General features: G+C 35.9%; 19 protein-coding genes. 13 read left to right on the forward strand and 6 right to left on the reverse strand.

Translation table 11 applies throughout. The annotated features are described in order from the left end of the window. Positions 1-45: 45 nt before the first annotated feature. Positions 46-1,293, reverse strand: a complete 1,248-nt coding sequence (locus ACJJVT_RS14510) for an aspartate kinase (protein ID WP_405399664.1) — start codon at positions 1,291-1,293, stop codon at positions 46-48. Between the two features lie 36 nt (positions 1,294-1,329). Next, positions 1,330-1,812, reverse strand: coding sequence for a GNAT family N-acetyltransferase (locus ACJJVT_RS14515; RefSeq protein WP_405399665.1), 483 nt, complete (start codon positions 1,810-1,812; stop codon positions 1,330-1,332). A gap of 107 nt (positions 1,813-1,919) precedes the next feature. Between ACJJVT_RS14515 and fbp the strand changes: the two genes are divergently transcribed. Continuing rightward, positions 1,920-2,930, forward strand: a complete 1,011-nt coding sequence (gene fbp / locus ACJJVT_RS14520; protein ID WP_303598317.1) for a class 1 fructose-bisphosphatase — start codon at positions 1,920-1,922, stop codon at positions 2,928-2,930. A gap of 53 nt (positions 2,931-2,983) precedes the next feature. Here fbp and ACJJVT_RS14525 read toward each other — a convergent pair whose 3' ends face one another. After that, positions 2,984-3,406 (reverse strand): TerB family tellurite resistance protein, encoded by a 423-nt coding sequence (locus tag ACJJVT_RS14525; protein ID WP_405399666.1) that lies wholly within the window; start codon positions 3,404-3,406, stop codon positions 2,984-2,986. Between the two features lie 102 nt (positions 3,407-3,508). Between ACJJVT_RS14525 and ACJJVT_RS14530 the strand changes: the two genes are divergently transcribed. The 5 genes from ACJJVT_RS14530 to ACJJVT_RS14550 all read left to right on the forward strand — a co-directional run bounded on the left by ACJJVT_RS14530 (position 3,509) and on the right by ACJJVT_RS14550 (position 10,347). Further along, a complete protein-coding gene (locus tag ACJJVT_RS14530; RefSeq protein WP_405399667.1) occupies positions 3,509-4,537 on the forward strand; it encodes a ligase-associated DNA damage response exonuclease in 1,029 nt (342 codons plus the stop codon). A gap of 70 nt (positions 4,538-4,607) precedes the next feature. Next, positions 4,608-6,278, forward strand: a complete 1,671-nt coding sequence (locus tag ACJJVT_RS14535) for an ATP-dependent DNA ligase (protein ID WP_405399669.1) — start codon at positions 4,608-4,610, stop codon at positions 6,276-6,278. 49 nt (positions 6,279-6,327) lie between these two features. Continuing rightward, positions 6,328-8,799 carry a ligase-associated DNA damage response DEXH box helicase gene (locus ACJJVT_RS14540; RefSeq protein ID WP_405399670.1) on the forward strand — a complete coding sequence of 824 codons (2,472 nt, stop codon included), beginning with the start codon at positions 6,328-6,330 and terminating at the stop codon, positions 8,797-8,799. A 14-nt stretch (positions 8,800-8,813) separates the two neighbouring features. After that, positions 8,814-9,485 (forward strand): ligase-associated DNA damage response endonuclease PdeM, encoded by a 672-nt coding sequence (pdeM, locus tag ACJJVT_RS14545; RefSeq protein ID WP_405399671.1) that lies wholly within the window; start codon positions 8,814-8,816, stop codon positions 9,483-9,485. 58 nt (positions 9,486-9,543) lie between these two features. Continuing rightward, the gene (locus ACJJVT_RS14550; protein ID WP_405399672.1) at positions 9,544-10,347 is read left to right on the forward strand and encodes a tryptophan-rich sensory protein; all 804 of its coding nucleotides are present in this window, start codon (positions 9,544-9,546) and stop codon (positions 10,345-10,347) included. Here the strand turns inward: ACJJVT_RS14550 and ACJJVT_RS14555 are convergent. Next, positions 10,344-11,693, reverse strand: coding sequence for a dihydrolipoyl dehydrogenase family protein (locus ACJJVT_RS14555; RefSeq protein ID WP_405399673.1), 1,350 nt, complete (start codon positions 11,691-11,693; stop codon positions 10,344-10,346). The two genes, ACJJVT_RS14550 and ACJJVT_RS14555, sit on opposite strands and share 4 nt — an antisense overlap. A gap of 126 nt (positions 11,694-11,819) precedes the next feature. On the opposite strand from ACJJVT_RS14555, the gene mfd reads away from it, so the two are divergent. The 5 genes from mfd to ACJJVT_RS14580 all read left to right on the forward strand — a co-directional run bounded on the left by mfd (position 11,820) and on the right by ACJJVT_RS14580 (position 17,817). Beyond that, positions 11,820-15,188 (forward strand): transcription-repair coupling factor, encoded by a 3,369-nt coding sequence (gene mfd, locus ACJJVT_RS14560; protein WP_405399675.1) that lies wholly within the window; start codon positions 11,820-11,822, stop codon positions 15,186-15,188. Further along, the gene (locus ACJJVT_RS14565) at positions 15,188-15,514 is read left to right on the forward strand and encodes a TerB family tellurite resistance protein (protein WP_405399676.1); all 327 of its coding nucleotides are present in this window, start codon (positions 15,188-15,190) and stop codon (positions 15,512-15,514) included. Before mfd ends, ACJJVT_RS14565 begins: the two co-directional genes overlap by 1 nt. Before the next feature lie 150 nt (positions 15,515-15,664). Continuing rightward, positions 15,665-15,994, forward strand: a complete 330-nt coding sequence (locus tag ACJJVT_RS14570) for a hypothetical protein (protein WP_405399677.1) — start codon at positions 15,665-15,667, stop codon at positions 15,992-15,994. Positions 15,995-16,002: 8 nt separating this feature from the next. Next, entirely contained in the window at positions 16,003-16,335 is a 333-nt protein-coding gene (locus ACJJVT_RS14575) for a hypothetical protein (protein WP_405399678.1), read from the forward strand. A gap of 162 nt (positions 16,336-16,497) precedes the next feature. Further along, positions 16,498-17,817 (forward strand): TlpA family protein disulfide reductase, encoded by a 1,320-nt coding sequence (locus ACJJVT_RS14580; protein WP_405399679.1) that lies wholly within the window; start codon positions 16,498-16,500, stop codon positions 17,815-17,817. Here the strand turns inward: ACJJVT_RS14580 and ACJJVT_RS14585 are convergent. Next, positions 17,814-18,473, reverse strand: coding sequence for an aspartate kinase (locus tag ACJJVT_RS14585; protein WP_073241969.1), 660 nt, complete (start codon positions 18,471-18,473; stop codon positions 17,814-17,816). The genes ACJJVT_RS14580 and ACJJVT_RS14585 overlap by 4 nt on opposite strands. An 88-nt stretch (positions 18,474-18,561) precedes the next feature. After that, complete coding sequence (locus ACJJVT_RS14590; protein ID WP_405399680.1) at positions 18,562-18,921, reverse strand: YraN family protein; 360 nt, start codon at positions 18,919-18,921, stop codon at positions 18,562-18,564. Positions 18,922-19,107: 186 nt separating this feature from the next. Between ACJJVT_RS14590 and ACJJVT_RS14595 the strand changes: the two genes are divergently transcribed. Both ACJJVT_RS14595 and ACJJVT_RS14600 read left to right on the forward strand, forming a co-directional pair. Continuing rightward, positions 19,108-20,601, forward strand: coding sequence for a DUF1800 family protein (locus ACJJVT_RS14595; protein ID WP_405399681.1), 1,494 nt, complete (start codon positions 19,108-19,110; stop codon positions 20,599-20,601). An 11-nt stretch (positions 20,602-20,612) separates the two neighbouring features. After that, on the forward strand, positions 20,613-22,316 hold the full coding sequence (locus ACJJVT_RS14600; RefSeq protein WP_405399683.1) for a DUF1501 domain-containing protein: 1,704 nt from the start codon (positions 20,613-20,615) through the stop codon (positions 22,314-22,316). Positions 22,317-22,336: the final 20 nt, after the last annotated feature.

Consider the following 22,336-nt stretch of genomic DNA (forward strand, 5'->3'; position numbering starts at 1 on the left):
AGCCTTTGTAGCTACCTATTAAAAATTATTGAAATGACCTTAAAATTACTTCACAACCAACTGCACCGTTTCTGTACCACGTTGTTCTAATAATAACTCATGACCGTTCTGCAACGATTCTAGCGCTTTAGTATTAAAATGTCTGATAGTGTATAGCGAAACATTCTCATGATGCGCCACTTTAAACTTGCTTTTCAGTTGCTGTAAAAGTGCATCTAAGCCTCCAAATTTATTATCGATACAAACAGAAAAACTAATGGCAGAATTTTGAATGAGATCAACCTTTATTTTATGCTGATGAAATAATTTAAATAGCTCACTAATACTATCTTCAACAATAAAAGAGAAATCTAGAGAAGACAACTTCATTAAAACCTGATTTTTCTTCACTATAAAACAAGGCACTTTTGGTTCAATACCAACACCTTTGCCAACCGTAGTTCCTTTACCTGTAGGATCAACAAATGATTTTACATGAAGCGGAATCTCTTTTCGCTGTAAAGGTTGTAATGTTTTTGGGTGAATTACAGATGCCCCATAAAATGCTAACTCAATAGCTTCTCGATAAGATATATTATTAAGCAATTGCGTTTCTTTAAAATATCTAGGATCGGCATTTAAAACGCCCGGTACATCTTTCCAAATCGTAACAGAATCTGCATTTAAACAATAGGCTAAAATTGCAGCAGAATAATCTGAACCTTCACGACCCAATGTGGTAGAAAAATTATTATCATCGCTACCCAAAAATCCTTGTGTAATATTCAATACTTTTTGATCTATCGTAGTAACGTTCTTTTGAGTACGCTCCCAATCTACCGTAGTATCTCTATAATTACTATCTGTTTTAATAAAATTTCTAACGTCTAACCAATTATTAGCGATACCTATTTCTTTAAAATAAGCACTGATAATGGTAGTAGAAATCAATTCTCCGTAACCAACAATTTGATCGTAAACGAAGTTATAATTAGGCGATTTATTCCATACTAAGAAGCCGTTAATTTCATCGACAAGCACCTTTATTTCCTTATAAATAGCATGTTGTGCATTAGGGAATAGTTCAGATACAATATCTAAATGATAATCAACCATTTCGGCTACCTTAGATGGTATATCTTTTTTATCATTGAAATAAGCATTTATAATATCTTCCATAGCATTGGTGGTCTTACCCATTGCCGATACTACCAATAGCGTATTTTCATACCCTACTTCTTTCAAAACCTTAACTACATTTTTAACCGCATTTGCATCTTTAACCGATGCTCCTCCAAATTTAAAAACTCTCATATGCTATTGCTCTCTAAATTTTATAGTTCTTCTTAATTAAGCTAATGCGCTTAAATATTCTTTCATGCCAGTTTCATCTAACTGAACAACATCCCAATCACGCATTACATTGGCTCCTTTACTTTCGTAAAAACCAATTGCGGGCTCGTTCCAATCGATTACTTCCCAACTTATTCTTTTTACACCTAATGCATCGCCATATTTAACGACTTCATTTAAAAGTGCGGTACCTAAACCGCTACCACGCATTTCTTCTGTAACAATTAAATCTTCTAAATGAATAACGGGTCCTTTCCAAGTAGAATACCGAGGGTACACCAAAGCCATACCCACAATTTTATCATTCTTTTCTGCAACAAAACAGTGAAACAATTTCTGCTTACCAAATCCATCTTCCTCTAAATTCTGAACACTCACTTCTACGGCATCATCTTCCTTTTCAAAAGAGGCGAGTTCTTGAATTAAGTGAAGCACTTGCTTCATATCTTCTCTTTGGGCAACCCTAATTGTATAATCCATAATTGTTACAAATAAAACACAAAGTTATAAATTTAAAAAATGTAATTAAAACGAAAATTGAACGTTTAACAAAATACACGATATTTGTATAAACCATAAACTAAAAGATGTCTCCAAAAAGAAATCAGACCCTAGGGGAATTTATTATTGAAAATCAAGATTCATTTCAATATTCCTCAGGTGAATTATCAAAGCTTATCAATGCCATTAGATTAGCTGCTAAAGTTGTTAACCACGAGGTGAGCAAAGCAGGCTTAATCGATATTTTAGGCGGAGTTGGCGAAACCAACATTCAAGGTGAAGATCAACAAAAACTTGACCTGTTTGCCAATGACAAATTTATTCAGACTTTAAAAAACAGAGAAATTGTATGCGGTATCGCATCTGAAGAAGAAGATAGTTTCATTAGTATAAATAGTAATGACGACAATCATCAAAATAAATATGTAGTGCTGATAGATCCATTAGACGGATCTTCTAACATTGATGTCAATGTTTCGGTAGGTACTATTTTCTCTATTTACAGACGTATAACTCCCGTAGGTACACCCGTAACTATGGAAGATTTTTTACAACCAGGTAATCAGCAAGTTGCTGCAGGTTATGTAGTATACGGTACGTCTACTATGTTAGTATATACAACTGGTGATGGTGTAAACGGCTTTACGTTAAACCCAGCTTTAGGTACTTTTTACCTATCTCACCCAAATATGAAGTTTCCTGAAAATGGCAGAATTTACTCTGTAAACGAAGGAAACTATGTGCATTTTCACCAAGGGGTAAAAGATTACATTAAGTATTGCCAAATGGAAGAAGATGATAGACCCTATACCTCTAGGTACATAGGATCTTTAGTTTCTGACTTTCATAGAAACATGATTAAAGGTGGTATATACATGTACCCAAAAAGTAGCGTAAGTGAAAGTGGTAAACTAAGATTGTTATACGAATGTAACCCTATGGCTTTCTTAGCCGAGCAAGCAAACGGAATAGCAATAGGTGGTAAAAATCGCATTATGGATATTCAACCAACAGAACTCCATCAACGTGTTCCGTTCTTTTGTGGAAGCAAAAACATGGTCGAAAAACTACAAGAATTTTTAAATAAATATCATTAATAAAAAAAGGGGAGCAAATTGCTCCCCTTTTTTATTTTTACTTTATTCAAAGCTTAATGTTTTACTAAGTATAAATAGTCATCAAAATCTATTCTACCACCAAAAATAGCTATAGAACGTTCGATAATAGCATCAGCTTTTTCACCTGTAAAGCCAAGACCAATAGCATATTTCTTTATTAACAGTCTTTCTTCATCGTCAATTTCATGATCAGAATATACAATTCTGAATAAATCATATAAACGCTCTAATCTTTTTTCAGAATCTGGAGTAGAATCAATCGGGTATTTATTCTCTTTCTTAAAAACCTCTAAATACTCAGACTCAGTGATATCTAATTTAGTAGCGAAACGATCTAATAATTTTTTTTCTTCAGTACTAATTTCACCGTCAATAGACGCTAAAGTTGCCAAAGCTGCGAAATGAGCTAAGTTTCTTCTGTGCTCACCGCTACTATATAAATCTGCAAAAGACATATCTTATTTTTTAATTATTGAGCAAATATAATTTTTTTAGAGGTCATAGTTTAGTTTGTCATCAACTTTGTTTGCATGCGAAATTTGTAACTTGTTGTCGCTATGAAAACTCCTCTATTACAATTTACTGCTAATGGCATTTATTGCGAAAAAGCCAAGGTCTATCTTGACCCGTGGAAACCAGTAGACCATGCCATTATTTCGCATGGGCATGCCGACCATAGTAGATACGGTCATAAAAAGTATATTACCCATCATAGAAATGTTCCAATTATTCTACATCGATTAGGTGAGATTAATGTTGAAGGAAAAGAGTGGGGCGAAACTTTTATAATAAATAACGTAAAATTTAGTCTTCACCCAGCAGGTCATATAATTGGCTCATCGCAAATACGTGTTGAACATAAAGGCGAGGTTTGGGTATTTACGGGGGATTATAAAACTGAAAATGACGGCATCTCTACTCCGTACGAACCTATAAAATGCAACACCTTTATTACCGAATGTACTTTTGGGCTACCAGCTTTTAAATGGACGCCACAAGCTGAGGTTCTAGAGAATATTAATAATTGGTGGGCAGAAAATAAAGCTGAAGGCAAAACATCTATTCTTTTTGGGTATAGCTTAGGTAAAGCTCAGCGTCTATTAAAATACTTGAATACTGATATTGGCGAAATATACACCCACGGCGCTATTGAGAATATGACCGAGGTATTGCGACCATTAGTAGATTTTCCAAAAACTACATTGATTACGAGAGAAACAAAGAAAGGACAACTACTTGGCAATATCGTTTTAGCACCACCAAGTGCACATGGCAGTACATGGATAAGAAAAATGGTGCCTTATGTAACTGCTTCCGCAAGCGGATGGATGACCTTTAGAGGTGCCCGAAGACGAAGAGCAATTGACAAAGGCTTTGTATTAAGTGACCATTGCGATTGGACGGGGTTACTTGAAAGTATTGAAGCTACAGGCGCAGAAAAAATCATTTGCACACACGGATACACCGATATATTCTCAAAATACCTACGCGAGCAAGGGTACGATGCAAGAACTGAAGCTACACAATATGGCGAAGAAGATAGTTCTTCAACATCTGAAGAAGAAAAAGTACTAATAGAAACTTAAGAATATTTATGTTGAAAATAAATTTAATTTATAATCCAATTAAATACCCCCTTTGGGGGAAAGGGGGCTTATGAAAAATTTTGCCCTACTCATAAAAACATTAGACAGTACCAATAAAACTACGGTTAAGGTACAGGCACTGACCAACTACTTTTTAAAGGCTAACGATGCCGATAAAGTATGGACAATAGCGATATTATCTCATAGAAGACCGCCACGACCAGTGAACACTACCCTTCTAAGAACTTGGGCGTCAGAATTGGCGAATATTCCATTATGGCTATTTGAAGAGAGCTACCATATAGTAGGTGATTTAGCAGAGACCATTGCGTTGGTGATACCCGCAGCAAATCAGTCATCAGATAAAAGTCTGACCGTATTTTTAGAGGAAATGATTGCCTTAAAAAAGAAAACCGACGAAGACAAAAAAGCATATTTATACGAAAACTGGAAAGTACTTAACTATTACGAGCGTTTTGTGTTTACAAAACTCATTACTGGAGGATTCAGAATTGGAGTTAGCCAAAAACTGATGACCAGAGCATTAGCCAAAGCAACCGAGATAGATGAGGATATTTTAGCCTATAAACTAATGGGTAATTGGGACCCTAACGCTATTTCTTTTCAACAATTGGTGCTTGAAGAAAATGAGAGCGATTACCTGTCAAAACCATATCCGTTCTATTTGGCTTATGCTATTGAAGGCGAAGCTTCAGGCTTAGGCGATATTCAAGAATGGTCTGCAGAACATAAATGGGATGGTATTCGTTCGCAAGTAATTCTTAGAAACGATGAAATATTTGTGTGGAGCCGTGGTGAAGAATTAGTGACCGATAAGTATCCGGAATTTAAAAAATTCGTAGGTGTTATTCCTAATGGAACTGTCATTGATGGTGAAATTCTTCCTTATCCCAATGGAACTATCGGAACGTTTAATGACCTACAGACTAGAATTGGTCGTAAAAATATATCCGCAGCATTATTAAAAAAAGTTCCGGTTATTTTAAAAGCTTATGATATTTTAGAGTGGGAAGGAAAAGACATTCGCCAAACACCTTTTATAGAACGCAGACGCATTTTGGAAAACATGTTTACGAGTGTGTTTTCTGCTCCGCTAAATAAACCTAATTCAAATAAAGAAGATAGCCAAAGTGAGGTCGCTGAGCGGAGCCGAAGTGATATCCCTCTTTACCTTTCTGAAACAATGCATTTTAATTCTTGGGATGAATTAACACGAGAAAGAGACCGATCACGTGAAATGCATAGTGAAGGACTCATGCTTAAGAGAAAAGATTCTCCTTATTTAGTAGGTCGAAAAAAAGGTGACTGGTGGAAATGGAAAGTAGATCCATTAACTATTGATGCCGTACTTACTTATGCCATGCGCGGACATGGAAGACGAAGTAATCTTTTTACAGATTATACCTTTGCCCTTTGGAAAGATAATGAAGAAGGAGAAAAAGAACTGGTTACGTTCGCTAAAGCTTATTCCGGATTAACAGATGCAGAATTCAGAAAGCTTGATGCATGGATAAAGAAAAATACCTTGGAGAGGTTCGGACCCGTACGAAGTGTTACTCCGCATCATGTATTCGAAATTGCTTTTGAAGGTATAGCATTATCAAAGCGTCATAAAAGCGGAATCGCCACTCGTTTTCCAAGAATGTTACGATGGCGAAAAGACAAGAATATTCATGAAGCAAATACGCTTGAGGATTTGAAGGGATTAATACCCAATTAAATAATACTAAAACCAACTTAAATAAACAGATTGCTTCGCTTTGCTCGCAATGGTAAAAAGACAAGAACTTTACGATATCGCCGAAAATTGGTTTCAAGAACAAGATTGGAAACCATTTAAATTCCAAAAAGATACTTGGAAGGCATTTCTACAGGGTAAAAACGGGCTACTAAATGCTCCTACAGGCAGTGGAAAAACCTATGCATTATGGTTTCCTATTGTGTTGAATTACATAAAAAACAATCCTGATTATAAGACAAAGCATAAAAAGGGATTAAAGGCTATTTGGATTACCCCACTTCGCGCTTTATCCCAAGAAATAAAGCAATCTGCAGAACGCATTACCTTAGATCTAGGCACACAAATGACCGTTGGTATTCGCTCTGGAGACACGACTACCAAAGAGCGCGCGCAACAAAAAAAGCAAATGCCCGATTTGTTGATTACAACACCGGAAAGCTTACAACTATTACTAGCTACAAAAGGCTACGAGAAAATATTTAAAGATTGCACTGCTATTGTGGTAGATGAATGGCATGAAATTTTGGGTACCAAAAGAGGTGTACAAATGGAACTTGCATTATCTCGCTTAAAAAATGTATCGCCGCAATTAAGAATTTGGGGAATCTCGGCCACCATAGGTAATTTAGAACAGGCTAGAGATGTATTATTAGGCATAGAATCAAAAGCACTTGAGAATTCCGTCCTCATTAAAGCTAACATCAATAAGAAAATAACGGTAAAAAGTATCATTCCAAAAAAGATGGAAACCTTTCCCTGGCGTGGTCATCTAGGGCTTCATTTGTTAGAAGAAGTTGTACCTATTATCAACAACAGTAAAACCACATTACTGTTCACCAATACCCGTAGTCAATGCGAAATTTGGTTTCAGAAAATTCTTGAAAAACACCCTGAGTATGCCGGTGAAATGGCAATGCACCATGGTAGTATAAATAAAGAAACACGAGTTTGGGTAGAAAATGCCATTCGCAATGAACAGCTAAAAGCAGTTGTTTGTACCTCAAGTTTAGATTTGGGGGTTGATTTTGCCCCAGTGGAAACCGTTATTCAAATTGGAGGACCAAAAGGTGTTGCCCGGTTTTTACAACGCGCAGGGCGTAGCGGTCACCGTCCAGGTAAGGAAAGTGTAATCTATTTTCTACCCACGCATGCCATTGAACTTATAGAGGCTTCGGCATTACAAAAAGCAGTAAAGCAGAATACGGTTGAAGATCGCATGCCATACCTCAACAGCTATGATGTCTTATTACAGTATTTAACCACTTTGGCGATTTCTGACGGATTCTATCCTAAAGAAATCTATCAAGAAATAAAACAGACGTTCTGCTACCAAGCCCTTACCGAAGAAAAATGGCAGTGGTTATTGAACTTCTTGGTAATGGGCAGTCAAAGTTTACAGAGCTATGACGAATACAAAAAAGTAGAAATTGAAGAAGACGGTAAATTTAAGGTGAATAACAGAGGTGTGGCGATGCGACACCGTTTTCAAATCGGGACTATTGTCGGTGATGTTAATTTATCCGTCAAATACCAAAAAAGTGGCTACATTGGTTCTATTGAAGAGTTCTTTATTTCAAAATTAAACAGAGGTGATGTATTCACATTTGCTGGTAGAAATTTAGAATTCATTCGGATAAAAGAAATGACCGTTCAGGTAAAAAACTCGAATAAGAAAACCAATAAAATTTCGAGTTGGATGGGTAGTAGACTTACCTTATCTGCTCAAATGTCAGAGTTACTTAGAAATGAATTATACAGTTCTAGCGAGCCTATTAAAAATCAATCTGCAGAAATACGAGCTTTAAAACCTCTTTTTGACCGACAACGAAGAGATAGCATTGTACCCAAACCATCAGAATTTCTAATTGAAACCTTTAAAACTCGCGATGGGTACCATCATCTCTTCTATCCTTTTGAAGGTCGTTTTGTACATGAGGCAATGGGCAGCTTACTAGGGTATCGCATTAGCTTGTTATCACCTATTACTTTTTCATTGGCGTTTAATGATTACGGTTTTGAGCTACTATCAGATCAACCTATAGACATTCAACAAGTGTTAGATAATGATTTGTTCACCACAGATTTTATGCTCGACGATTTACAGAAAAGTTTGAATGCCACCGAAATGGCGCGTCGTCGTTTTAGAGATGTCGCCATTATTAGCGGTATGGTCTTTACCGGATACCCCAAAAAAGGTATTAAAATGAAACACTTACAAAGCAGTTCGCAATTATTATTTGATGTTTTTAGAGATTACGAGCCCGACAATTTACTGTTTCAACAAGCATTTACCGAGACCTTTGAACACCAATTAGAAGAAGGACGTTTAAGACTTTCTTTAGAACGTATTGCAACACAAGAAATCGTTTGGAAGGCGTGTGAGCAACCCACACCATTCTCTTTCCCTTTAATTACCGAGCGTGTGGGGCGCGAAAAATTATCAAGTGAAAAATTGGCTGACCGAATTAAAAAAATGGCTGCACTATTGATGAAGAAATAGGTAATTTTGCATCGATGACCCATTCCATTATCCTTCATAATCAAACTTTTGAAATGCACTTCTCTGGCGCTCTTTTTTGGGTAGAGAAATCAATGTTAATGATCAGTGATGTTCATTTAGGCAAAGTATCACATTTTAGAAAATACGGTGCCGCTGTACCACAACAAGCTGTACAGCAAAATTTTGATACACTAACCTCGGTAGTGAATCATTTTAAACCAGAATCGATAGTTTTTTTAGGTGATTTATTTCACTCTGCATTAAACACAGAATGGCTTCTTTTTGAACAATGGGTACAGGCTACTCCACAAGAAATAATTTTAGTAAGCGGTAATCACGATATTATTTCTCCGCTGAAATATGAAGAATTACTTATTAAAGTGATTCCCGAAATGATTATAGATTCTTTTCTACTAACCCATCACCCAGAAGAACGAGATAGTTTATTCAACTTTTCTGGACATATACATCCTGCAATTAAACTTAGCGGATTAGGAAGACAATCAGTTCGGTTGCCTTGTTTTTACAAAACCGAACATCAAATGATAGTACCGGCATTTGGTGAATTTACAGGAACATTTACCTTAGAACCTTGTGATGGTTGTGAGATTTACGCACTTTTAGGCGATGCAGTATTACCTGTTCCTATAAAAGAGGTGAAAAAGAAGGGTAATTACCGAAAATAGTTCGTTTAATACGCTAAAGAGCATAACTTTATAAGATAACCACAATAGCTTTACAGTTATGAAAAAGAAATTATCCGTTCTTAATTTGGCATCTGTTATTCTAGTAATTGTAGTTAATTACATTTCACAAGCATTTTCTCTTAATGATACTACCATTGGTGAAATGAGTGCTCAATATGCAAACTTGTTTACTCCCGCACCATATGCTTTTGCTATTTGGGGTCCAATCTTTTTAGGATTACTTGCTTATGGTATTTTTCAAGTAAAAAGAGCTTTTTTCAGTGATAAACCTAATGATTTTATTGAACAAACTGGCTACTGGTTTTTCTTGGCGAATATTTTAAACTGCTGCTGGGTAATTGCATTCATGTACAATTACACCGGACTTTCAGTGGTTATTATGTTCGGAATACTGCTTTCATTAATTAAGATTATTCTAAACACCAATATGGAACGTTGGGATGCCACTATTTCGGTCATTGCATTTGTTTGGTGGCCTATTTGTTTTTACAGCGGATGGATTACTGTAGCCACCATTGCAAACATATCAGCTTTTTTAAGTAAACTAGATTGGAACGGGGGAGTATTATCAGAACAAGCCTGGACGATAAATATGATTGTAGCAGCTGTCATCATTAATTTACTAATGATTTGGAAAAGAAATATGCGAGAATTCGCCCTTGTAGGCATTTGGGCATTATTCGCCATTTATGTAAGACATAACGAATCAAATATCTACATTGCATACGCAGCAATGACGGGTACGGTAATCCTATTTATTGCCATTGCTTTTCATGCCTTCAAAAATCGAGAAACTAGTCCGTTTAAAAAGCTACAAGAACGATTACAAGAAAAATCTTAAACCATACTTTTTATATCATTACCCCAAGACGGATAAGAGAATATAGTAGATTTAATATCCTTATCTGTCATTTTATTAGCGATAGCTAAAGTAAATATATTGATGGTCTCACCAGCATCAGGACCTAATAGATGTGCACCAACAATTTCGCCTGTTCTATCATTCATGATGATTTTGAAAGCATATAAAGGTGCATTTATTCGCTTGGCATTAAACCAATCGGTTGCAACCTCAAAATTTACTCTTATGTTTTTATAACGGCTACGTGCTTCTTCTTCAGAATACCCAACAGTAGCCAAATTTGGAGAAGTAAATACAACAGATGGAATTACAGGAACCTCTAACACTTTATCATTTCCATTTATAATGTTCTCTGCAACCACATAACCTTGTCTACCAGAAAGCGGAGTCAACGGTAAGTTCTTATCAGATACATCTCCACAAGCATAAACATTTGCGTTACTAGTACTTTGTAAGTACGCATTTGTTTCTACACCTTTATCGCTAAAATCAACATTGCCTTTTTCTAAATCTAAACTAGCCAATGCGGGTACACGACCAGCGGTATTAAAAAATGCTTCGCCTTCAATAGTCTTCTCCTTCCCTTTTGACTCATAGGTTAGTGTCAGTTGTTTACGTTTCTTTTTCAATGCCTTAGTTGTAGCCTCAAAAATGAAATTAATCCCAAGTGTTTCAGAATATTTCCTAAGCTCAATAACCAAATCTTCGTCAAAAGCATGCAGAGGTCTTTTACCGGTATCTATTACCGTAACCATAGCTCCAGCTCTTGCCGCCATATGAGCAAACTCCATCCCAATATAACCTCCGCCAACAAAAACAATTTTCTTCGGTAGCTTTTTTAGGTTTAAAAAATCATCACTCTCTTTAAAATGTTTCGCTCCAGGTAAAGTCAATGTTCTTGGCACCAAGCCCGTAGCAATGACAATTTTCTTAGCGATGATTTTTTTACCTTCTACCAATAAAGTATTCTTATCTAAAAAAGTAGGAGATTGATGAAACAACGTAATTCCTAATTCTATCAAATTATGCTCTGTAGAAGCAGGTATATTAGAAGTGAAATTTCGTTTGAACTTTTGCAATTGCTTCCAATCAATTTTCGCAGTCCTACTTATGCCTTTTCCCTTTAAATTTTCACTGAACTCGTAGGCTTCTATTGCACCAAGTAATATTTTCTTAGGATCACAACCTCTATTTGCACAAGTGCCACCAAATTCACGATTATCGGTAATGGCAACTTTTAAATCTTTAGCCACACAGGCTTTAGCAACTGTTTGCCCCGCAACACCACTTCCTATTACAAAAACATCAAACTCATTATCTTCCATATCACTTTTCTTTTTCTGCTACACACCAAGGTGCAACTTTTTAGAGGCAATCTGTAACCCATATTCGATAATAATGAGTCTTATCCATTTCTTAGGTATGCGTATATTTGTAAAAATTTTAAACTGTTGAGTCATTCTTCTATCCAACAACGGTATAATCAGTCTCCCCAGATAGGGAAACTGCAAAATACTATTGCCGATTCTGAAAAATCAGAATCCAAAAACATTCAATTAAAAGGTCTAGTAGGGTCATCACTTTCATTTGTGCTTACCAGTATATTCAATGCAGAAGACCGACCATTCTTGGCGGTTTTTAATGACAAAGAAGAAGCTGCCTATTATTTAAATGACCTAGAACGCCTTATTGGCGAAGACAAGGTACTTTTTTACCCAGGTAGCTACAGAAGACCTTATCAAATAGAAGAAACAGATAATGCCAATGTACTTTTACGTGCCGAGGTTTTAAACAGAATCAACTCTAGAAAAAAACCAGCAGTAATAGTCACTTACCCCGACGCACTTTTCGAAAAAGTAGTCACCAGAAAAGAATTAGACAAGAACACCCTGAAAATGAAATTAGGGGACACACTTTCTTTAGATTTTTTAAATGAAATTTTATTCGAATACAAATTCAAACGAGTAGATTTCATTACCGAACCAGGCGAGTTTTCGGTTCGTGGTGGTATTGTAGATGTATATTCTTTCTCGCACGATGAGCCTTATAGAATAGAGTTTTTTGGCGATGAAATAGACAGCATTAGAACCTTTGATGTAGAAACACAACTTTCTAAAGAAAAGGTAAAATCAATTACCATTGTGCCGAATATGGCCGATAAGTTTTTGATTGATAAAAGGCAGAGCTTTTTAACCTACGTGGCATCAAATACACTAGTTTTTGCTAAAAATACCGACTATTTATATGATAGATTAAATGATTTCTTTGAAAAGGCAAAAGAAGCTTTTACAAAATTATCAAAAGACATTAAGCATGCCGAACCCGAAGAGTTATTTATGGGCGGCGAAGAATTTAGACAACAACTATCTAGCTTTACTCTTTTAACCCAAGATGCAAAAAGAGATGCTATCGACTTTGTCGAATTCCACTCTAAACCACAACCTTCTTTTAATAAGAAGTTCGATTTATTAATTGAGAATTTAAATAGTTATAAAGACAAAGGCTACACCAATTACATCTTTTGTGCCAGTGAGCAGCAAGCAAAGCGTTTTCATGATATTTTCGAAGAGGTTAACGAACATGTACATTATCAAATTATTGTTTCTCCGCTATTTCAAGGCTTTATAGACGATGACCAAAAACTGGTTTGCTATACCGATCATCAAATTTTTGAACGTTACCACAAATTTCATTTAAAGAATGGTTATGCCAAAAAGCAAGCCATTACACTGAAGGAAATTAACAAACTAGAGATTGGTGACTATGTAACCCATATTGATCACGGTATTGGTAAGTTCGGCGGATTACAGAAAATAGATGTTGAAGGCAAAAAGCAAGAAGCTATAAAATTGATGTATGGTGAGCGTGATATTTTATACGTAAGCATACATTCGTTACACAAAATTTCAAAGTTCAACGGTAAAGATGGTGCACCGCCAAAAATTTATAAACTTGGTTCTGGAGCTTGGAAAAAAATTAAGGATAAGACCAAATCGAGGGTTAAGAAAATAGCGTTTAACCTTATCAAAATTTATGCAAAAAGAAGGCTAGAAAAGGGATTTCAATATAACCCAGATAGTTATTTGCAGAATGAACTTGAGGCTTCGTTTATTTACGAAGACACTCCCGATCAAAGTACCGCTACCGAAGATGTAAAAAGAGACATGGAAAGTGAGCGACCTATGGATCGTTTAATTTGTGGTGATGTAGGATTCGGAAAAACGGAAATCGCTATTCGGGCAGCATTCAAAGCCGTTGATAATGGCAAACAAGTAGCAGTTTTAGTACCTACTACTATATTAGCCTTTCAACACCATCGTACTTTTGCAGAACGATTAAAAGATATGCCGGTAACGGTAGATTATCTGAACAGATTTAGAACAGCAAAAGAGAAAAAAGAAACCATTCAACGACTAGGCGAAGGCAAGGTCGATATCATTATTGGCACCCACCAATTAGTGAACAAAAACGTTCAATTTAAAGATCTCGGGTTATTAATTGTTGATGAAGAGCAGAAATTTGGAGTTGCCGTAAAAGACAAATTAAAGTCTATTAAAGAAAATGTGGACGTACTCACGTTAACAGCAACGCCAATACCTAGAACACTTCAGTTTAGTTTGATGGCTGCTCGTGATCTTTCTACGATTACAACGGCACCGCCAAACAGGTACCCTATTGAAAGTCAGGTTGTACGTTTTAACGAGGAGATTATAAGAGATGCCGTTAGTTATGAAATCGAACGTGGCGGTCAGGTATTCTTTATTCATAATAGAATAGAAAATATAAAAGAAGTAGCCGGTATGATTCAAAGGTTGGTGCCCGATGCAAAAGTAGCAGTTGGTCACGGTCAAATGGATGGAAAGAAATTAGAAGCCTTAATGCTTGGCTTCATGAATAGTGAGTTCGATGTTTTGGTATCGACAACTATTGTTGAAAGTGGGCTGGATGTTACAAATGCCAATACCATTTTCATAAACAACGCCAATAATTTCGGATTAAGCGATTTGCACCAAATGCGTGGTCGTGTCGGTCGTGGAAATAAGAAGGCATTTTGTTACTTTATTACTCCACCGTACGAAGTAATGACCAATGATGCCCGTAAACGTATTGAAGCATTAGAACAGTTTACCGAATTAGGTAGCGGCTTTAATATCGCCATGAAAGATTTAGAAATTCGTGGTGCAGGAGATTTGTTAGGTGGCGAACAAAGCGGATTCATCAATGAAATAGGTTTTGAAACCTATCAGAAAATATTAGCTGAAGCCATCGACGAATTAAAAGAAAATGAGTTTAAAGACCTTTACGAAGAGGTCGAAGGTAAGCATGAGAAGATTTTTGTTAAAGAAACTCAGATAGATTCTGACTTCGAATTGCTCTTTCCAGACGATTATATTAATAATATAACTGAAAGACTAACGTTATATACAGAGCTGAACCAGGTAAAAGACGAAGCAGCCCTTCAAAAATTTGAGGCACAATTAGTGGATCGCTTTGGCGAATTACCAGAAGAAGCTCAAGATCTATTAAATTCTGTTCGAATAAAATGGATAGCAAACAGCATTGGTCTAGAGAAAATAGTGATGAAACAAGGTAAAATGATTGGATACTTTTTAAGCGACCAACAATCAGAATTTTATCAGACTTCAACATTTACTAGGGTTTTACAATATGTACAATCGCATGCACAGCAATGTAAAATCAAAGAAAAAAAGACCCGAAACGGATTACGCTTGTTATTAGTTTTTGAAAATATAAGATCTACTGATAGAGCATATTTGGCATTAAAGCCTTTAGAAATAAAAGAAAAAACAATTGCATAATGGAATTTGAAATACCAGAAAAATTGGCGATGGTTCATTTAATCGATTCGGTTATTGTAGCCGATGGCGAAGTGCATAACGGCGAAATTAATGCCCTAACAAAATTGATGACCATCATTGACTTTGATAGTAATTTCTTGATTCAGGCCAGAAGTATCGATTTAGAGCAAAGTGTAAACATCTTAAAAGATATGCCTGAGGATAAAAAAAGTAAACTAGCCCAAATATTAAAAGACGTAGCCATATCTGACGGCTATATTCATGAGAAAGAAAGTGATGTTATACGACATGTCTTCTCTGAAATAGGGCTCTCTAAAAAAGCATAATAAATTTTAAATGGACAAGGCTTAATATCTTGTGCTCAAGTATTTTAACAAGTACTACTCATAACTTTTAATAATGTTGTAAAACTCCTTCCACAACCATATTAAAAAGTCTCATCGTTTTCCTTATCTTTCAACTCCAAAATAAATAGAATGGAGTTTGAAGAATTTGTAAAAGCAGCCTTTGTAAAGATGATTTATGAAGTTATAGCGGCTGACGGTAAAATTCACCCTGGCGAGCTAGAAACTTTAAATAAACTTAAAGACAAAATCGGTTTTGACGATGCATTTTTAGAACGCGCAAAGTTATTAGAGTACGATAATGCTTTAGTAACACTCTACAATTTACCACACGAACAAAAGAAAGCCTTAGTAGAGGTCCTTGATGAAGTTGCTATATCTGATGGTGATATCCATAAAAAAGAAATGGACTTAATCATCGATACATTCATTAATATTGGACTTGGAGAAGAAACAGAGTAATTAAAAGTATGATAGATTTTACAAAAGAAGAGAAATTAGCTCTAGTAAAGATGGTAGACTATGTTATTCTAGCAGATAGCAAAGTAGACCCTGCAGAAATGCGATATCTTACGCAACTAATGGACCGCTTTACTTTTGACAGTTTCTTTGTAGGTCAAGCTAGAAATTTAAATAAAGACAAAGCTTTTAAAATTCTTAATCAAATGTCTTTACCTAAAAAGAAAGAAGTGGCTAAACTTTTAGATGAAGTGGCTATTTCTGATGGATTTGTTCATGATAAAGAGCTGATAAAAATAACTGAAGCGCTAGGTCATATGAATATTGAAAAAGAATTTTCATAAGCTTTTCAAAATTAAAGCCCACAATTGCTTTCTGAATATTACTTTTATTGACTTTACCGTACGCTTCATTACATCAGTGGACTATAAAGATTTATAAAAAATCACACCACACTTTGTTAGAAGCTCAATAAATATTGGTCCGATAATTGTTTTAAAAAAAGTATGAAAGTTCTTATTAGTATTTGCCTCCTATTTATTTCATTAAGTATTCAAGCCCAAGGTTCCATTGCCGGAAACTTTTCCCCTCCTAAAGATTTTAAATGGTTGATTGCCTATGAGCTGACCCCGAATGGTGAACGCTATAGCGTTGACGGTGCCGTAAGAGATGGTTCATTTGAGCTAGAAATGCCCTTAACCGCTCAAGCTGGTATGTACAGATTGGTATATGCCGTGCCACAAGATGAGTTTTATATCGATGTCATTTACAATAAGAAAGAAGATGTAAAATTCAATTTCAATCTTAAAGATGGCTTGACCATTACCAATTCTGAAGAAAATAAGTGGTACCGAGAATACTTTTCTAAGATAACTGCTGCACAAGATAAACTTATAGAGTTTTATGAAACCAATAACGAATCGAATAAAGAGTATACAAGCATTATAAAAGAATTAAATGCGATACAGACCTCTTTTGAAGAAAAGCATGCTACAACTATTGCCCATAAATTCATTAAGGCAAACAGAAGTTACATTCCGTCAGAATTTGAAGATTTAGAAACATTTCTTAAAAATAAAAAACAACATCATTTTGACCATTTAGCAATTAGTGACCCAGTACTACAGGGTTCTAATTTCTTAACCGATAAATTCGCTAGTTATGCTTTTTCAGCACTGCCTACAGATATTACTACAAAAGAGCAATTAGCGATTGAGGTCAACAAAAACGTAAAAACCACAGCTGAGTTTATAAAAACTACCCCGATCGGTTTTCAAGAAAGGGCTATGCATCAATTATGGAAAATAGCCGATGTAAATGATATGCCAGCTGTGCAAGATTATATTTTCAAGAACCATTTGAAGAAATTGGCAGTAACTAACAATAATCAAAAATTGGTCGATGAGCTAGAACTGGCATCTCGATTAAGAATTGGAGCAGTATCGCCAGATATTACTTGGCAGGCAAATGGTAAAAAACAATCGCTTTTAGCAATGGAAGAAGCCGAGAACTATTTGCTAGTTTTCTGGAGCAGCACCTGTTCGCACTGCTTAAAAGAGCTTCCTGCATTACATGAAGAAGTCAAAGAGTACGACAATCTAAAAATAATCGCTGTAGGGCTAGAAGATGATGATGTAAACTGGAAAGAAGTTTCGGCAACATTACCAGGTTTTAATCACGCTATAGCATTAGGTAGATGGGAAAGTGAGTATGCAGATACTTTTGGCATACAAAGCACACCTACCTATTTTATATTGGATAGTGAAAAACGTTTTTTGGCAAAACCAACATCTGATAAAGAAGTTGTAGAGTTTTTAGAAAACTAAAGTGCCTTTAAATCCTTTATTGTTTTAAAAGCCATATCTACTTGAGCATCATTTACTAAAATGGTAAACTCATTTGTGGTTGAAATTACTTCATAAAGAACAATTCCTTCCCATGCTAACCTTTGAAAAATAAAGTAATAAATACCAGGTACTGAAACGTTTTCTGCAGGTAGTTTTACAGTAATCGATGAAAGCTCTTCGGCTTTTTGAGTACACTTTTCGTCTTTAAACAGTCTTTCAACTGTTTTATCCATCACATTACTAATTACTATGTTGATTTCGTTTACACCACGGCTAGAGGTATAGAAAACGTCTTGATTATTGTTGATCTCTTCAAGCAACTTAGCTTGGTGCACCAATATTTTATCTGAAGCTAAAAAAGTGTAATCGGTAAGTGAAGATCTTACGGTGATCTCACCAATATTTTTCAACACTTTTAGAATTTTATGGGTAGCCCTAAATTCCAAATCATCAGACAGGCGTTTTAATGCCATTACAATTGCGCCATTGCGAATGTCTTTACCTAATTCATGCTCAATCTCTGGTTTCACTATTCTGGATAACGATGTAAGATTGATGATGCCCTGTGCTAGAGCACTTTGTAAAAATGGCTTTTTCTTAATGTACTCTTCAACGACTGATGATATTGTTTTCATTTTACTGTATGGTTGTTGTGCAAATATAACAACTTGTTATAAATAAAACAAAATGTTTTTTAATAAATCTACTCTTTTAGTAGATTACTCAGAAATGGTAAAAGGCAGATTCTAAATGTTCTAACTCAAATTGGCTCTTATTTTTCAGTATGGTAATGATATCAAAACGTACCTCAACATCTAAATTATTATCGGTAACATAGTGGTCGGCCGCCATAACCAATAGCTTAATTTTTTTAGGTGTAACCGTCTCTGCAATATTTTGAATAAAATCTGAACTTCTTGAACGCACTTCAACAATTGCCAGTACGTCTCCTTTTTTAGCTATAATATCAATCTCGGCTTTTAGATATCTGTAATTTTTATATATGATGGCATACCCGTTCTTTTTAAGATAATCTACCGCTATCTGTTCCCCTTCTTTACCAAATTCATTGTGTTTTCCCATGATGTAGTTCGCAGATTGTGTAATTCATCGAAAAAACAGGAATTTCACCGTCTTTTTATCAATAAATCTCGTTATTTGAAATCTGATTATCGAAAATAGATAGTTTTAAATACTATACCAAATTTCGAAACGTTTAGCATAGAAGCCCCAACTCTACGAACGTAATACAAATGCCTATTTAAGAATATGGAATATTTCATTAATTGTAATACTTCTACTCTTGCTCCGTACACAGCTAATTTAGATCAGCTGAGAGCAGCTCATTTATACCGCCGATTAGGTTTTAGTGCCTCAGTGGCCACTATTAATCAAGCAACCGGTCAATCTGCCGGTGCATTGGTAGATAGTTTGGTAAATGAAGCTTTGAATATGCCCGAAATAGCTACACCTGCATGGGCAAATTGGAACAATGACAATTACCCTGCAGATAGCGACGCAAGCAATCAACTAAAGAGAGAGCAAAAATCTGAATTTCAATTGGCTTATGCCAATGGTCTTTTGAATAACAATTTAAGAGATCGTTTGAGCTTTTTCTGGAGCAATCATTTTGTTACTGAATTAGAGGTATATAATTGTAATTCTTTTTTATACCAATATATAGACTGCCTTCAACGCAACTCTTTAGGTAATTTCAAAACCTTTACTAGTGAAATTGGTTTAACCAATGCCATGTTATACTATTTAGATGGTGTGTACAATAATGGTAACAATCCTAATGAAAATTATGCTCGTGAATTATATGAGCTATTTACTTTAGGTGAAGGTAACGGGTATACTGAAGAAGATATCATTGAAACAGCAAAAGCCTTAAGTGGTTATGTAGAACGTGGCGAAGTTGGTTGTTCAGCTGTAGCCTTTGATGCTACCAAGCATGATGAAGGTTCTAAAACCATATTAGGCCAAACTGGTAATTGGGGATATGATGATGTTATAAACATACTCTTCGAACAAAGAGCTCCTGAAATAGCAGAATTCATCTGCCGTAAGCTATACGAATTTTTTGTGCACCCAGATTCTAGAGATGATGCGAATAATGCTCAAATGATTATTGACGGCATGGCTGCGACATTTGTAACCAGTGACTTTGAATTGGCACCAGTGTTAAGGTTACTATTTAAGAGTCAGCACTTTTTCGACGATGAAGCTATTGGAGTAATTATAAAGAGTCCGGTAGATTTCTATTTCAACACACTAAATGAATCAGGCTTTAGCTATACCGATACTAATGTTGCTGAAATGGTTAATTACAGTGCATTATTAAGTCAAGAAATATTTGAACCTTTTGATGTTGCCGGTTGGCAAAGAGACAGGTCTTGGATCAACACCAATTTTATGATTGGGCGTTGGCTTACCATTGAAAGCATATTAGAAGAATTCTATATGGCCGACAATGAGCAGTTTAGAACATTCGGACTCGAAATTTCAGGAAATGCAGGTTTAACAAGCTCCAACCCCGACGAGGTTGCTAGACTTATAATCGATTTCGTTTTAACCAAGGGACTTCTAAATGAAGAAGAATATGCCAAAGCATTTGCCATATTCAGAAGTGATGTAGAAGATGTTTACTACGAAGGTGGTAATCAAGAATCTTGGACGTTGGCTACTTGGCAACAAGGTCCGTTTCAAGTATACCTCCTTTTTCAGTATTTAGCTAGACAACCTGAGTTTCAATTAAAATAACACCTACTCTTATGTGCAATACACACCACTCCCCATTCAAAGGCCTACAACATGAAGGTCATGATGAAGAACATAAAACATGGAGCAGACGCTCTTTTTTACAAGCAATGGGCATTGCGGGCTCGGGCTCTATGATGCTAGGCGCAAATATGTTATCGGCATCTGCCCCATCGCCATTATCGGCGGGCATATCAGCTGCCGAAACAGATAATATATTAATCTTAATTCGCCTATCTGGTGGTAATGATGGTTTAAGTACGGTTATACCTATTGAACAATATGATAGTTATGCTAATGCGAGACCCAATATATATGTACCAGAAAGTAAGGTTTTAAAATTGACTGATGAATTTGGTGTACCATCGTACATGAGTTCTTTGGCACCAATGTGGGAAGAAGGCCAGTTTAAGGCCGTACACGGTGTAGGTTACGAAGGTCAAAGTTTATCGCACTTTACAGGATCAGATATTTTTGCGAATACAGATATAGAGACAACCGGATTCAGCGGTTTAAACACCGGATGGATGGGTAGACATTTTGAAAACATGTACCCTGATTATTTAGTTAATCCGCCAGCTGCACCGGCCGCTATTCAAATAGGTCAATTTGGTAGTTTGGTTTTTCAAGGTGACGAAACTAACTACGCTTTCGTAACATCTAATGTTGATCAACTAGAAGAAATTGCAGAATCGGGCGTTGTATATGGTTTAGATGACACCTTGTTCAACGACTGTATGTACGGTGACCAGTTGAAATTTTTACGAGGAGTAGCAAATACAACCTATGAATATTCTGGTATTATTCACGATGCTTACACACGTGGGCAAAACCAAGTAGAATATCAAGACAATAGCTTTGCCCGCCAATTGGCACTTATTGCAAGGTTGATAAAAGGAAACTTAGGCACTAAAGTATTTATGATTTCAATGGGTGGTTTTGACACTCATGGTAATCAACCACAGGCACATGCCAAATTAATGACAAATCTATCTGTAGCGGTAAACAATTTCTATGAAGATATTGCCTTTACCCAACAAGATGATAAAGTATTGAGTATGACCTTTTCTGAATTCGGACGACGAATTTTTGAAAATGGATCTAATGGTACCGATCATGGTAAAGCCACACCGACCTTATTTTTTGGATCAGGTTTAAATGGTAGTGCATTTGTTGGCGATCACCCAACATTAGACGACCCAGATGGACGAGGAAACTTAGAATACACGATGGATTTTAGAGATCTCTACGCTACCGTTCTAGCAGAATGGCTATGTGTAGACATACCATTGGTTGAAGCGCATTTATTGAATTACAAACCGTATGTACCGGTAGACTTAGGCTTTAGTTGTAGTGGAGAAGCTTTCCCTGACATTGTATATAGCGATGGTGAAGTTACTCCTCCTGTATATCCAGATGAACAAGCGGAAACTCCTTTTAACCCAGACTTAATAAATGCCGTAGTGCACAAACCTTTTTATCCTACGGATAGTACACCACATATCTATTTAGAAATGCCATTTTCGGCACATGTAGATATTGAACTTTTTAATATTCTTGGTCAGAAAGTCGGCACAGTTTTTAACGAAATGATGTTTGAAGGTTCTACCGAAATAAATATACGAGAGCGCATGCCCGAACAGCTATCAACAGGTAAATACATTTATCGTATTAATGTACAAAACCAAAAAATGAGTAAATCAGTGATGGTAGCTTAATCTGTTTCCCACTATGTAAA

The sequence above is a fragment of the Maribacter sp. Asnod2-G09 genome, from assembly GCF_045063795.1.
In the GTDB taxonomy this organism is placed as follows: Bacteria; Bacteroidota; Bacteroidia; order Flavobacteriales; family Flavobacteriaceae; genus Maribacter.

Bases quoted from the DNA above. Each gene is read 5' to 3' on its own strand.
- pdeM (WP_405399671.1), top strand. From the start codon at position 8,814: ATGACCCATTCCATTATCCTTCATAATCAAACTTTTGAAATGCACTTC.
- ACJJVT_RS14535 (WP_405399669.1), top strand. From the start codon at position 4,608: ATGAAAAATTTTGCCCTACTCATAAAAACATTAGACAGTACCAATAAA.
- ACJJVT_RS14590 (WP_405399680.1), bottom strand. From the start codon at position 18,921: ATGGGAAAACACAATGAATTTGGTAAAGAAGGGGAACAGATAGCGGTA.
- ACJJVT_RS14550 (WP_405399672.1), top strand. From the start codon at position 9,544: ATGAAAAAGAAATTATCCGTTCTTAATTTGGCATCTGTTATTCTAGTA.
- ACJJVT_RS14570 (WP_405399677.1), top strand. From the start codon at position 15,665: ATGGAGTTTGAAGAATTTGTAAAAGCAGCCTTTGTAAAGATGATTTAT.
- ACJJVT_RS14515 (WP_405399665.1), bottom strand. From the start codon at position 1,812: ATGGATTATACAATTAGGGTTGCCCAAAGAGAAGATATGAAGCAAGTG.
- ACJJVT_RS14595 (WP_405399681.1), top strand. From the start codon at position 19,108: ATGGAATATTTCATTAATTGTAATACTTCTACTCTTGCTCCGTACACA.
- ACJJVT_RS14585 (WP_073241969.1), bottom strand. From the start codon at position 18,473: ATGAAAACAATATCATCAGTCGTTGAAGAGTACATTAAGAAAAAGCCA.
- ACJJVT_RS14600 (WP_405399683.1), top strand. From the start codon at position 20,613: ATGTGCAATACACACCACTCCCCATTCAAAGGCCTACAACATGAAGGT.
- ACJJVT_RS14580 (WP_405399679.1), top strand. From the start codon at position 16,498: ATGAAAGTTCTTATTAGTATTTGCCTCCTATTTATTTCATTAAGTATT.
- ACJJVT_RS14540 (WP_405399670.1), top strand. From the start codon at position 6,328: ATGGTAAAAAGACAAGAACTTTACGATATCGCCGAAAATTGGTTTCAA.
- fbp (WP_303598317.1), top strand. From the start codon at position 1,920: ATGTCTCCAAAAAGAAATCAGACCCTAGGGGAATTTATTATTGAAAAT.
- ACJJVT_RS14510 (WP_405399664.1), bottom strand. From the start codon at position 1,293: ATGAGAGTTTTTAAATTTGGAGGAGCATCGGTTAAAGATGCAAATGCG.
- ACJJVT_RS14530 (WP_405399667.1), top strand. From the start codon at position 3,509: ATGAAAACTCCTCTATTACAATTTACTGCTAATGGCATTTATTGCGAA.
- ACJJVT_RS14575 (WP_405399678.1), top strand. From the start codon at position 16,003: ATGATAGATTTTACAAAAGAAGAGAAATTAGCTCTAGTAAAGATGGTA.
- ACJJVT_RS14525 (WP_405399666.1), bottom strand. From the start codon at position 3,406: ATGTCTTTTGCAGATTTATATAGTAGCGGTGAGCACAGAAGAAACTTA.
- ACJJVT_RS14565 (WP_405399676.1), top strand. From the start codon at position 15,188: ATGGAATTTGAAATACCAGAAAAATTGGCGATGGTTCATTTAATCGAT.
- ACJJVT_RS14555 (WP_405399673.1), bottom strand. From the start codon at position 11,693: ATGGAAGATAATGAGTTTGATGTTTTTGTAATAGGAAGTGGTGTTGCG.